This window comes from Kushneria pakistanensis (genome assembly GCF_014652795.1).
Lineage (GTDB): Bacteria > Pseudomonadota > Gammaproteobacteria > Pseudomonadales > Halomonadaceae > Kushneria > Kushneria pakistanensis.
This window is the reverse complement of the sequence record NZ_BMZM01000003.1, coordinates 116,873-129,714: the sequence shown is the minus strand read 5'-3', so window position 1 is coordinate 129,714 and position 12,842 is coordinate 116,873. Positions and strand designations below refer to the sequence as shown.

Annotated in this window: 11 protein-coding genes; 6 read left to right on the top strand and 5 right to left on the bottom strand. The window is 59.8% G+C overall.

Going from position 1 to position 12,842, the window contains the following annotated elements:
- Positions 1-73 precede the first annotated feature (73 nt).
- From IE123_RS11060 to IE123_RS11045, 4 genes are all read left to right on the top strand, one after another.
- Complete coding sequence (locus IE123_RS11060) at positions 74-1,369, top strand: HlyC/CorC family transporter (RefSeq protein ID WP_189518174.1); 1,296 nt, start codon at positions 74-76, stop codon at positions 1,367-1,369.
- Positions 1,370-1,522: 153 nt separating this feature from the next.
- Positions 1,523-1,852: a PepSY domain-containing protein gene (locus IE123_RS11055; RefSeq protein WP_189518172.1), complete on the top strand. Its 330-nt coding sequence runs from the start codon at positions 1,523-1,525 to the stop codon at positions 1,850-1,852.
- Between the two features lie 10 nt (positions 1,853-1,862).
- Positions 1,863-2,543, top strand: coding sequence for a response regulator transcription factor (locus IE123_RS11050; protein ID WP_189518170.1), 681 nt, complete (start codon positions 1,863-1,865; stop codon positions 2,541-2,543).
- On the top strand, positions 2,543-3,871 hold the full coding sequence (locus IE123_RS11045; protein WP_189518168.1) for a sensor histidine kinase: 1,329 nt from the start codon (positions 2,543-2,545) through the stop codon (positions 3,869-3,871). The genes IE123_RS11050 and IE123_RS11045 overlap by 1 nt, the downstream gene beginning before the upstream one ends.
- On the opposite strand, the gene IE123_RS11040 is transcribed toward IE123_RS11045, so the two are convergent.
- The gene (locus IE123_RS11040) at positions 3,868-5,829 is read right to left on the bottom strand and encodes an MFS transporter (RefSeq protein ID WP_229819718.1); all 1,962 of its coding nucleotides are present in this window, start codon (positions 5,827-5,829) and stop codon (positions 3,868-3,870) included. The two genes, IE123_RS11045 and IE123_RS11040, sit on opposite strands and share 4 nt — an antisense overlap.
- A complete protein-coding gene (locus tag IE123_RS11035) occupies positions 5,826-6,440 on the bottom strand; it encodes a TetR/AcrR family transcriptional regulator (RefSeq protein ID WP_189518166.1) in 615 nt (204 codons plus the stop codon). The genes IE123_RS11040 and IE123_RS11035 overlap by 4 nt, the downstream gene beginning before the upstream one ends.
- Before the next feature lie 205 nt (positions 6,441-6,645).
- Between IE123_RS11035 and IE123_RS11030 the strand changes: the two genes are divergently transcribed.
- Both IE123_RS11030 and IE123_RS11025 read left to right on the top strand, forming a co-directional pair.
- Positions 6,646-7,353 (top strand): SOS response-associated peptidase, encoded by a 708-nt coding sequence (locus IE123_RS11030; RefSeq protein WP_189518164.1) that lies wholly within the window; start codon positions 6,646-6,648, stop codon positions 7,351-7,353.
- 61 nt (positions 7,354-7,414) lie between these two features.
- The gene (locus tag IE123_RS11025) at positions 7,415-10,171 is read left to right on the top strand and encodes an insulinase family protein (RefSeq protein WP_229819717.1); all 2,757 of its coding nucleotides are present in this window, start codon (positions 7,415-7,417) and stop codon (positions 10,169-10,171) included.
- A 24-nt stretch (positions 10,172-10,195) separates the two neighbouring features.
- On the opposite strand, the gene sbcB is transcribed toward IE123_RS11025, so the two are convergent.
- From sbcB to minD, 3 genes are all read right to left on the bottom strand, one after another.
- Positions 10,196-11,662 carry an exodeoxyribonuclease I gene (gene sbcB / locus IE123_RS11020; RefSeq protein WP_189518162.1) on the bottom strand — a complete coding sequence of 489 codons (1,467 nt, stop codon included), beginning with the start codon at positions 11,660-11,662 and terminating at the stop codon, positions 10,196-10,198.
- A gap of 80 nt (positions 11,663-11,742) precedes the next feature.
- A complete protein-coding gene (gene minE, locus IE123_RS11015) occupies positions 11,743-11,997 on the bottom strand; it encodes a cell division topological specificity factor MinE (protein ID WP_086900848.1) in 255 nt (84 codons plus the stop codon).
- Entirely contained in the window at positions 11,994-12,812 is an 819-nt protein-coding gene (minD, locus tag IE123_RS11010; RefSeq protein ID WP_189518160.1) for a septum site-determining protein MinD, read from the bottom strand. The genes minE and minD overlap by 4 nt, the downstream gene beginning before the upstream one ends.
- Positions 12,813-12,842: the final 30 nt, after the last annotated feature.

Sequence of the window (12,842 nt, the reverse complement as noted above, 5' to 3'; positions counted from 1 at the left end):
CCAATGCCGCCTTGACACCTGTGACACAAATTCCTAAAAACGACCGACAACTGATTCCGAGGATCCACTGACCTTGAGCGATGACACTCCCCTGGGGCTGATGTTTGCCCTGCTCGTGCTGCTCATTATCCTGTCTGCTTTTTTCTCAAGCTCGGAAACCGGCATGATGTCCATCAACCGCTATCGGTTGAAGCATCAGGCCAACACGGGGCACAAGTCCGCCAAACGCGTGCTGCGCATGCTCTCGCGCCCCGATCGGCTGATTGGTGTCATTTTAATCGGCAACAATTTCGTCAATAATCTGGCCGCCTCGATCGGCACCATCATCGCCATCCACTTTTTTGGCGACGTATCCGGGCCCGCCATCTCCACGGCCATCCTGACGCTGGTCGTGCTGATCTTTGCAGAAGTCACCCCCAAGACAATGGCGGCGCTGCGACCGGAAAAGATCGCCTTTCCGGCCTCGCTGATCCTTGAACCCCTGCTGCGCGCCCTTTATCCGCTGGTCTGGCTGGTCAACGGTATTTCCAACGGCCTGCTGCGCCTGGCAGGCATTCGCGAGATCGATGGCAGCGCGGCTCACCTGACGCGGGACGAGCTGCGTACGGTCGTGCACGAAGCAGGCACCATGATTCCACGGCGCCACCAGACCATGCTGCTGTCGATCCTTGATCTGGAGAATGTCACCGTCAACGACATCATGGTGCCACGCCACGAGGTCGTCGGGCTCAATCTCGAGGATGACCTGGAGACACTACTCTCGGAAATCCGCACCAGTCAGCACACGCGAGTGCCGGTCTACAAGGGGGATATCAATAACATCATCGGTATCCTGCATTTGCGCAATGCCGCACGCATCATGTCCCAGCCCAACGTCAGCAAGGCATCGATCGTACAGGAAGCGCGCGAGCCCTATTTCGTCCCTGAATCCACGCCCCTGCATACCCAGCTGCTCAATTTTCAGCAGCAAAAGCGACGCATCGGCATCGTGGTCGACGAATACGGCGATGTGCAGGGGCTGGTGACGCTTGAGGACATTCTCGAAGAGATCGTGGGTGAGTTCACCACCGACATTGCCGACACGCATCAGGAAATTCATCAGCAGGACGATGGCAGCTACATTATTGATGGCACTGCCAACATCCGTGAAATCAACAAAGTGCTGGGATGGCAGCTGCCTACCAGCGGACCCAAGACGCTCAACGGGCTGATTCTTGAGTACCTGGAGTCCTTTCCGGATGCCCCCGCCAGCCTCGAGATCGGCACCATTCGCCTTGAGATTCTCGAGATCAAGGAAAACCTGATTACTTCCACACGCTGCTGGCAGACCCAAAGACGTACCCCGCGCGCAGGGGATGCCCGCCAGTGAGCCACTACCGGCATGGGCGCAGGGGCCCTTTTGGGATTGAATTAAGCCTGTTTTGTTAAGTTGCGCGGTATCCATGATGGTCGCTTCAAGGACACATGATGATATCGCTCAATTTTTCGCACAATGCGCGTGCAACAGGTCAACATGATGTTCATGGATAGCCTTCGGCTGCGTCTGCCGGCCTTTTTCTGCCTGACAATGCTCTCGGTGCTGGTCGGCGTGGCCAACGCCTGCCCTGAAGAAGGCCGGGATGTCTCTCAGGACGAAGTGCTGAAGATGACCGAAGACGGCAGTATCGAGCCCTTCCCGATTATCCTCGAGAAGGCCCGTGATCACCGCAGGGGCAAGCTGCTGGAAGCCAAGCTCGACTGCGTCAACAAACGTTATGTTTACGAAATCGACATGCTCGATCATGATGGACAGATCAGGGCACTTCGATTCGATGCCGTTACCGGCAGGCACCTGGATCTGGAAGAGGATTAGAGGGATAACCATGCGGCTGCTACTGATTGAAGACAACGTCCCACTGGCGGACGAACTGACTGCCCTGTTCACCCAGCACGGCTATGCCGTCGACTGGTGCACGGATGGGCGCGATGCCGCTGTCATGGCAACGAGCGAACCCTTTGACATCATCATTCTCGATCTGGGCCTGCCCGGCCGTCCGGGACTGACGCTGCTGGAACAGTGGCGCGCCGACGGCCTGGATACCCCCATTCTGATCCTGACGGCCCGCTCCAGCTGGAGTGAGCGCATTACCGGCCTGCGTGCCGGTGCCGATGACTATCTGCCCAAGCCCTTTCATCCCGATGAGCTGATCCTGCGGCTTCAGGCGCTGGTGCGCCGTCGTCATGGCCAGCGCCCCTCACCGACCATTTCCGTGGCCGGGGTCGTGCTGGATGAAAATGGCCAGAGCGCCTGGCGTACCTCCAATGAAACGCCAGTCAACCTGACCCGCGCCGAATTTGCGATTCTGCGATATCTCATGCTCCATCCCGATCATGTCATTGCCAAGGATCGCCTGCTCGATCATCTCTACGACAGTGAACATGACCGCAATCCCAACGTGGTCGAGGTGCATATCAATCATCTGCGCCAGAAGCTCGGGCGTGGCGTGATCATCACCCAGCGCGGCCAGGGCTATCGTTTCGGCGGTGACAGCGTCGCCGCCTGATGTCACTGACGCGTCGTCTCGATCTGGGACTGCTGGCTTCGGTACTGGTGGTCATGCTGCTGCTGGCACACGGCAGCGTGGTGCTTTTTGACTACGTCCTGCGTGACTACCTGACCGAACGGCTGCGCGAGGATGCCGAAAGTCTGGCAACGCTACCGGTGGATCGGGATGATCAGGTCCGCATTGACCCGCTACGCCTGCGTGCCTCCTTCAATCAGGTCTACTCGGGGCAGTATTTTGTCATCGACATCGATGACACCATTCACCTGCGCTCCCGCTCCCTGTGGGATCATCGGCTCAAGCCGGTAGAAGGCGATACAGCCCAGATTCGCCAGGGCCCCGAGAACCAGTCCCTGCTGGCCTGGACCGGGCAGTATCACCGCGGCCGGCATCATTTCACCATCACGACAGCGCTTGATTACAGCACCGTGACCCGGCGTCTGGACTGGCTGCGTCTGTGTATCTGGGGTCTGGGTGGCGTCATGGCCATCCTGCTGGTCTTCATTCAACGCCGGGTTATCCGACTGGGACTCATGCCGCTGGAAAAGCTGCAACGCGAGCTGGCACAACTGCATGAAGGCAAGCGCATGGCACTGGAAACACGGGTGCCGGATGAGATTGCCCCCTTCGTTGATGAGCTCAACCATCAGCTGGAAAGAATCGAGCGCGTGCTCAATCGCTCCCGTGACGGTATTGCCAATCTGGGTCATGCGCTCAAGACGCCGCTGTCGGTCATGGAGACTCAACTGGCACGTCGTGAACTCGAGCAGTTTCCTGACCTTCGACAGTCACTGCATGCCCGTCTGGATGACATTCACCGCCTGGTGGAGCGGGAACTGCAGCGCGCTCGACTCGATACCGGTGAGGTCTCCGCAGCGGCCCGCTTCCAGCCCGACAGCGATATTCAGCCGCTGCTGGACACGCTTCGCGAAATTCACGCCAACGTGACGTTCATCAATGACAGTGCGCTATTGTCGCCTCTGCCCTGGGACCGCGATGAACTGCTGGAGATTCTGGGCAACCTGCTGGACAACGCCGGCAAGTGGGCCCACGGGCTGGCACGACTGACCATGTCCTGTCAGGAAGGCCGGTTCGTGATGCTGGTCGAGGATGATGGCCCCGGCATTCCACTCGAGCAGCGAAGCCGGGTGATGGGGCGTGGCACGCGCCTGGATGAGCAGGTCACCGGCCACGGTCTGGGGTTGGGGATCGTGGAGCAGATTGTTCATCATCACGGTGGGCAGATCCATCTTGGCGAAAGCAACCTGGGCGGGCTGGCCGTCACCGTGGAACTGCCCACCCCCTGCAGGGCGGAACCACTGTCTTAATCCCGTGTCTGCGCCGGCCCTGCAGTGACGTTGTCAGTATCTGCCAGCATGGCTGGCGCCTTGAAGGGCTTGTTACTGGCATGGTTATCAATGCTGGTCTTGAGCGCGGCAACACTTGCCTGCAACGATTCGCGCGTTACCGTCTCCGACGCCACCGGCGTCCCGAAACTCAGACAGACCCTGGCACGGAAACGCCGCGGCATGCCCTTGAAGGGCACGCCATCGTAGCGCGACGACCACGATCCCCAGAGCCCCGACAGCGCGGCCGGTACAACCGGCACCGGATCACGCTTGAGAATCAGATCGATACCGCGTCGAAACTCGTTCATGTGACCATCACGGGTCAGGCGGCCTTCAGGGAAGAGCATGACCACTTCGCCGTTTTGCAGCGCCTTGCTGACCAGATCCAGCGCTCGGCGCATGCCCTTGGGATCACGGCGCTCGGAGGCCACCGGAATGGCACCGGCCATGCGAAAGAACCAGTTGAGCCATGGCGACTCGTAGATCGGCTTATCCATCAGAAAACGCAGCGGTCGGGGGCTTGCGCCACCCATGACAAGCGCATCCATGAAGCTGACATGGTTGCAGACCACAATCGCTGCCCCCTCGTCGGGAATATTTTCAATTCCCCTGATCCGCAGTCGATACCACATGTGGACCAGCACGAAGATACTGATGCGCATCATGGGACGGGCCTGCAACACGGCGCAGACCAGTGCCATCAGCAGGGAAATGCCCGCCAGCGCGGCAAAGAATCCATGCAGGGAAATACCCAGCACGCCAATCAGTACGGCTCCAAAGGCCGCTGACAGCACCATGAACAGCGCATTGAGAATATTGTTGGCCGCAATCATGCGGGCCCGGTGTTCATCGCTGCTGCGAATCTGGACCAGCGTATACAGTGGAATGATATAAAGCCCGCCACCTATCCCGATCAGGGTCAGGTCAAGCAGCATCCACCAGAAGCGTGGCATGGCGACAAGCTCTGCCAGCGTATTGATCCCCGTACCCAGTGCAGGATGCGCGGCAAAATCAAACCCGGCCAGGGCCAGCACGAAGGCACCGATGGGCACCAGCCCCACTTCCAGCCGGCCCGCCGACAAGCGGGCACAGATCAGCGATCCCAGCCCCACGCCCACGGCAAAGGCTGCCAGCAACATGGTGACTGCCCCGGCCTGACCGCGCACGACATGGCTCGTCCACAGTGGCAGCTGCGTCAGATAACATGCGCCCAGAAACCAGAACATGCTGATGCCGATCAGGGCACGAAAAATGCGGGGCGTGTGCCAGGCGCTCGAGAGCACCTGCCAGGAGCCACGCAAGGGCTGCCACTTCAGCTGTCCGCGTGACTGTGCCGGCGCCGGTGGCACCAGCAGTGCTGCGCCCAGTCCGCACAGGGAAACAATGACCAGCGTCGCGCCAATCAGCAGGCGTGCCTGACTACCGCCCAGGGCCATCAGGATGCCGGCGCCGAGCGTGCCAAGCAAAATGGCCAGAAAGGTGCCCATCTCGACCCAGGCATTGGCCTGTACCAGCTCCGTACGCTGCACGTGCTGGGGCAGAATGGCGTACTTGACCGGCCCGAAGAGCGCCGACTGTGTGCCCATCATGAATAAAAGCCCCAGCAGCAGTGCATAGGCGTCCAGCCAGATGGCAAGCGCTGCGCAGCTCATGGTGGCAAGCTCCAGCCATTTGAGTGCAATAATCAGTCGACGCTTGTCCCGGTAATCGGCAAGCTGCCCGCCCCACGCCGAAAAGAGCAGATAAGGCAGAATAAAAAGTGCCGCGGCCAGATTGTTGATCAGACCGGCATCCCAGCCCAGTCGAGGCACGGCCACGAAGGTCACCAGCAGCAACAGGACGTTCTTGAAAACGTTATCGTTGAAGGCGCCCAGCGCTTGGGTCCAGAAAAAGGGCGCAAAAAAGCGACTGCGCATCAGATTCAGGGCATTTCTCAACGACCTGCCCCCCCGGCACGCAGCCCCGCCAGAATGGTGTGTAAAAGCTGATCCAGCAGCTCGGTAACCTCAAGCGCCTGCCCCTGGCCATAGCCCAGGCGCTCATTGAGCCCCAGCTGCACAAGACCGTGAACGCTGCCCCACAGGGTACGGGCCAGACGGCTGGCTTCAAGGTCTGCCATCTGCGGCTGTACTTCCTTGAGCGTGGCTTCGACGCGCAAAAACAGCGCCTCGATCATTCTGCCCTGACGGGTGTCCAGCTCCCCTTCCTCGGCCAGCGGATAATCAAACAGCAGCTGCCAGCGGTAGGGATAGCGATGAGCAAATTTCCAGTACGCCATCGCCAGCGCGCCCAGACGTTCATCGGGCGTGCCGGCTTGAAAGGTATCAATCTGGGCTTTCAGGCTATCCAGCGTTTCAAGGTTGACGTACTGAAGCAGATTGTTGAAGCTGCCATAGAGCTTGAGCAGCGTGCTGGGCGCACAGCCAACGTCGCGAGCGATGGAGCGCAGGGACAGGGCATGTATGGGATGTTGCTTGAGCCAGCTGTCGCATGCCGCCATGACGCTGGCGTGCAGCTCTTCCGGTGAATGCTGTCTTGGGCGCGCCATGAAAATTCCTGCCTGTTATATTTTGTGATCGAACACTGTTTTCATACAGCATATCCAGCCTGTCTTTAAAAGCAAGAGTTATTCCCGAGGCTGCAAATGCAGGGGCTGTAAACCATCCTTGTGCATGGATACATGACATTTCAAAGTTTTCCTTAATACGGCTGAAATATCTGGTGTTATCTTCGCGTTTTCAGGAGGGGCTGCCATGGCAGGGCGTTTATATATTGAAGCGTTAAATACCGCCCGGCTTCTGGATGGGATCGTGACCGACAGTCCCATTATTGCCAGTCCCAACCTTGCGCCCAGGCGCTGGCTGTCGATGCTGCGTCTGGAACAGGGCCATATCCATCTGGGACGCGCCTTCTGGGGCATGACGCCTGCCTGGCTCAAGGTCCTGGACCATGCCCCGCACTGCGCGCGAGCAGAATCCCTGGATGAAAGACGCATGTTTCGTGAAGCCTTCAGCGCTCGGCGCTGCCTGATTCCGGTCTCGGGGGTTTATATATGGAAACAGCTGCCGCGACAGAAACAGCCCTTTCTGGTCACCCGGACCGATCGCGAGCCCTTCATGCTGGCGGGCATCTGGTGTCGCTACATGACCGACACCCGAACGGCCTTTGATTCCATGGCATTGATTACGGTCGGCGTGGATGCGCCTCTTACGCCCCTGACCGAGCGCTTTCCTGCCGTGATTGCACCGGATCAGGCCACGACCTGGCTTTCTCCCGAGACACCACTGACGCAGGCACGTGAACTGCTGGCTCCGGCACCTTCTGCCCTGCTGGGCGCCTTTCCGGTTGAGCGCCTGGTCAATGACCCGGCCAATCAGCACTGGCACTGCGCCCGCCCGACAGGGCACATGATGACCGCCACGCGCGGTGCCATACAGGCCACCGGGCCCCGATCACCCTAAAAGACACCTTCAGCGTACAGGCCGGTTACCGGCCCTGATCACGCGACCGAGATCGATACCCATGACCATGACGACAAATACTTCTTCCCGCAGTGGAGAGAACCATCGCATCATCCCCGCTCCGGGTGACGACGCTGACTATCAGCCGCTCAGGCTCGACAACGGCCTGCAGGTCGTTTTGGTGCATGACCCCAGAGCCGAACGTGCCGGCGCGGCGATGAATGTGGCCACCGGCAGCGCCTTCAACCCCCCGCAATTTCCGGGCCTGGCGCATTTCCTTGAACACATGCTTTTTCTAGGTACTGACCACTACCCTGACCCCAACGACTATCAGCAGTTTTTGAGCGAGCATGGCGGCCATCACAACGCCTTTACCGCGCCTCGTGATACCAACTACTTCTTTGACATCGCACCGGAGGCTTTTGCTCCGGCACTGGCACGCTTTAGCCGCTTTTTTATCGCCCCGACGCTCGATGAAGCCTATGTCGAGCGCGAGCGACATGCCGTCAATGCCGAGTATCAGGCGCGACTGCAGGACGATGGCCGGCGCATCGAGGACGCCCTGAGTCAGGCACTCAATCCCGACCATCCCTATAACCGCTTCAGCATCGGCAATCTCGACACGCTCCGGGACCATCCGCAGGCGTCCCTGCGTGACGCCCTCGTAGCCTTCCACGACGCGCACTACGATGCCAACACCATGTCACTGGTCCTGACAGGCCCACAGTCGCTGGAGACCCTCTCTGCCATGGCCCGGGATCACTTCAGTGAAGTGCCTGATAAAGGCCTGACACCGCGCACCATTGACCAGCCACTGGCCATCGATGAGCAACTGCCCGCGGCAATCGCAGTACAATCGCTGCAACATCAGCATCAGGTACGCTTTCTCTTTCCCATTCCCGATCCTGAAAGGGACTACCGTCTCAAGCCGGTGTCATTTCTGTCCCACATGATCGGACATGAAGCTCCGGGCAGCCTGCTGGCATGTCTGCGCCAGCGCGGCTGGGCAGACGGCCTCTCTGCCGGCAGCGCCCGCGCCGATGGCCATCGCGCCTTCCTGATGGTCAACATCGAACTTACGCCCCAGGGCAGCAAGCATCTGGAAGAGATTCAGGCCTCGCTCATGGCCTGGATTGAGCTCATTCGCACCCAGGGCGTGGAAGCCTGGCGCTATGACGAGCAGGCCCGCGTCGTCGAGCAGCAGTTTCGCTTTCAGCAGCGTCAGACACCTGCCCAGCAGGCTACCAGCCTGTCGATGGCAATGGCACGCTATCCCATTGAGGATGTGCGTCGGGCAGGCTTTGTGATGGAAGGCTTTGACGGTACTCGCATCCATGAGTATCTCAACGCAATCACGCCTGACAGGCTGCTGCGTCTTTACAGCGGCCCGGAGGTCACGGGCGAACAGCGCTCACCCTGGTTTGACACGCCCTGGCAATACGCGCCCGTCAGTCAGTCGGATGGCAATATTGCCATTGATGGCCTTGCCCTGCCGGCGGCCAACGAATTTATCGCGCAGGATCTTGCACTGCTGGATAGTGACACGGCGGGTACCGAATGCATTATCGATACGCCGGGGCTGGATCTGTGGCTGCATGCGACAAAAGCATTTGGCGCGCCACGCGTGGAGTGGCGCATCAGCCTGCAGAGTCCGAGGGCGGGTGAAAATGTTCAACGGGCGGTCATGACCGAGCTGCTGGCACGGTGGCTGGAAGACAGCCTGTCCGATGCATTGTACCCGGCCCGCCTGGCCGGTCAGGGCATGAGCGCTCATGCCCACGCCCGCGGCATGACGCTCTCGCTCTCCGGCTGGCGCGACCGTCAGGCGCTGGTGATGACGCAGACGCTTGAACAACTCATGCACGGCGAGATTGACGATCATCATTTTCAGCGCGTTAGCCGCAGCCTCAAGCGGCGCTGGCAGGACGAACCCAGTTCAGCCCTGCATGAGCAGCTCCACCGCGCCCTGGTGCAGACCCTGATCACACCGACCTGGCCCAGTGAAGCCCGGTTGGCAGCGCTGGAGGAGATCACGCCCCGGGCGCTGCGGGACTTTCGTGAGCAGTGGCTGAGTGCGCTGCATGTGCAGGCGCTGGCCGCCGGCAATATCACGGCGACCCAGACCCGCCAGCTGGGCGAAACCCTGCAGGCGCAGCTCTCACCCGGGGTAGCGCTTTCAGATATCCCCGAGCTGACGGTCCTTTCACCTCGCGCGACGCCGCCGCTGATGCGCCCGCAAAGCCGCCGACAGGACTCGGGTATTCTGCGCTATCTACAAAGTGAGGGCCGTACGCTGGCGGATCAGGCCTGCATGGCCATTCTGGGACAGATGATCAGTGCGCCCTTCTTCAATCAGCTGCGCACCGAACAGCAGTTGGGCTATATCGTTTCGGCGCGCTATCAGCCGCTGCTTGAAGCGCCCGGACTGGCGCTGTTGGTACAGTCACCGGATCACGATACGGCGACCCTGCTGGCGCGTATTGATCAATTCCTGCAGGGTTTCGACAAGATCGTTACGGGAGTGGACGAAGCAGGTATCAGCCCCTACCGGCAGGCCGTTGCCGAGCGCCTTGTCGAGCGAGAACAACGCTTGGGCCAGTTGAGTACACGCCTGTGGCAGGAACTGGCGCACGGCTGGACCGGCTTTGACCGTCGCGAGCAGCTGGCGGCCGCCGTCAGCCGTCAGCGCCCTGAGGATATTCAGATGGCCTGGCAGGCGCTACGGGCCCGCCCGGTGCTCAATACAGGCGCCGATGGTGCCGTACCTGCCAATATTGCTGATGCCCCCTGGCAGTCTTTCCTGACCACGCCGCAATAGGCCTTCAACCGTGACGCTGCAGGCCTAATCAAAGGCCTGCGGCGGCATCATGCCTTCAACGTGCATTACCAGCTCTTCGATACACTGACGATCGGCATCGCTCATGTGCGCAAACTCTCCGTTGAGCCGTTCGATCTCGCGGGCAAAGCCGGTCAGCGTCATGGCAGCCACCTTCGGGTCATTCATGCGCTCCCAGCGATCATTCTCCCAACGCTCACGCTCCTCGCTGTTCAACACCTCGGGGTAGTTACGCGCCTTGTAGCGAAAGAACATCTCCTCCAGGCGGGGGTCCTGAAAGGAAGGACGCAGCGCCTCGAGCGTCTCGACCGGCGTTTCCCGAACACGACTCATCTCGCGCTTGTCACTGCCCGAGAAAAAGCCCCCCGAGTAAAGCATCAGGTCGGGATCGGAAGGCGGCTCCGGCGGCGCACCACTGAATGCCTGTGCCACGCGTGTTGCGATATCAGCACTGCCGGCGAGCTGCTGCCAGTGCTGCTCGGCCTGTGCCCGGTCAATGCCCAGACGTTCGGCTACGGTGTCATCCACGGCCTTGATCGGCATCAGCACCGGGCTGCGGTTGAGATGGATCACCTTGAGCGGAATACGGGTGGTGCCTTCTGCAAGCTCATCGGCGCTGGCAAAGACGCGCTCGGCAATGGCCTCGGGACTCAGTTCAAACAGCGGCGTCGGATCCATGGCCAGATCCACCACAATCACCCCATTGGGGTTGGTCGGGTGCATGGCCAGTGGCGCAATCAGCGCGCTGCAGCCGCGACTGGCCGGATAACGCCGCGAGATGTGCAGCATGGGTTTTCGCGTGTTGACGTCCAGCAGAGAGGCGACCCGGCGCTTGTCGCGAAGCCCCAGCAGATAGTCAAAGAGCTTTTCGTTGCGCGAGCGTAGAAGCTTCGCAAGCTCGATGGTGGCCCGAACGTCGGCCAGCGCATCGTGGGCATCGCCGTGCTCGATACCGTTGGCCACGCTGAGCTTTTCAAGCTTGAAACTGGGGCTGCCATCTTCCCGTCGTGGCCACTCGATGCCCTCTGGACGCAGTGCGTAGAAGGCACGTACGGCATCGATCAGGTCCCAGCGAGAGTTACCGTTTTGCCACTCGCGCGCATAGGGGTCAATGAAGTTGCGATAGAAAAGATGGCGCGTGACTTCATCATCAAAGCGCAGCGAGTTATATCCCAGCGTGCAGGTATCGCCCTGCTGCATCATGGCCAGAATGCGCCCGGCAAACTCGGTTTCGGGTACGCCGCGACGCGACGCCTGTTGCGGTGTGATACCGGTCAACAGGCACGCCACCGGCTGAGGCAGATAATCATCACTCTGACGGCAGTAGATGACTTCGGGCTCACCGATTTCATTGAACTGCGCATCGGTTCGGATGGCAGCAAACTGGGAGGGACGATCACGGCGCGGGTCAGCACCGAAGGTCTCATAGTCATGAAAGAGAAAGCTGGCCGACAAGGCAGTGGCTCCAGACAAGAATCACGGGACAGGAAGGTACAGACGACAGCGCCCTTTCAATGCTCGATGTCATTGAAAGGGCGCATGCGTGCGGATGTTCAGCCGCGGTTGGGCAGGGTCACGTTAAGCTCCAGTACCGAACAGTCATCCTCGCTGTCCAGACTGATATTGATGGCGTCCTGCTCGACTTCCACATAGCGGCGGATCACCTCAAGAAGCTCACGCTCCAGCATGGGCATATAGTCGGGCTGACCACGCTGACCACGCTGATGCGCCACGATGATCTGCAATCGTTCCTTGGCAACCGACGCAGACTTCTTGCGCTCACGCTTTAGAAATTCCAGTAGTTTCACCGACGCCCCCCGCCGAAGATCCGACTCAGAAAACTTTTCTTTTGTAGCTGGTGGAAGCGTAGCGGCTTTTCATCTCCCAAAAGCCTGGCCACGGTATCACTATAGGCCTGACCGGCATCGCTGTCCTGATCATGTGTCACCGGCACCCCCGAGTTGGACGCGCGCAGCACGGCCTCGGACTCCGGAATCAGACCGATCAGCTTGATCGCCAGAATTTCCTGGATATCTTCCAGATTCAGCATATCACCGCTGTCGACCCGATTGGGGTCATAGCGGGTAATTAAAAGCCGCTCAACGACCGGGTCCTGCGCCTGCTCGGCACGACGTGTCTTGGATGCCAGCAACCCCAGAATGCGGTCGGAGTCACGTACCGAAGAAACTTCCGGGTTGGTCACCACGATGGCTTCATCGGCAAAATACATCGCCAGCTGCGCACCACGCTCTATCCCGGCAGGCGAGTCACATACGATATAATCAAAATCCTCTGCCAGCTTTTCGAGTACCTGCTCAACGCCCTCAAGTGTCAGGGCATCCTTGTCGCGGGTCTGTGAAGCGGGAAGGATATAAAGATGGTCGGAGCGCTTGTCGCGGATCAGGGCCTGATTGAGCCCCGCCTCGCCCTGAATGACGTTGACCAGGTCGTAGACCACGCGACGTTCGCAGCCCATGATCAGGTCGAGATTACGAAGGCCCACATCAAAATCGATAACGACGGTCTTGTTGCCTCTCAAGGCCAGACCGGTAGCGATGGCTGCCGCGCTGGTGGTCTTGCCGACCCCGCCCTTTCCTGATGTAACGACGATGATCCTGGCCAAAATGCGCTTCCTGTAACTGTTGCGTTGTAA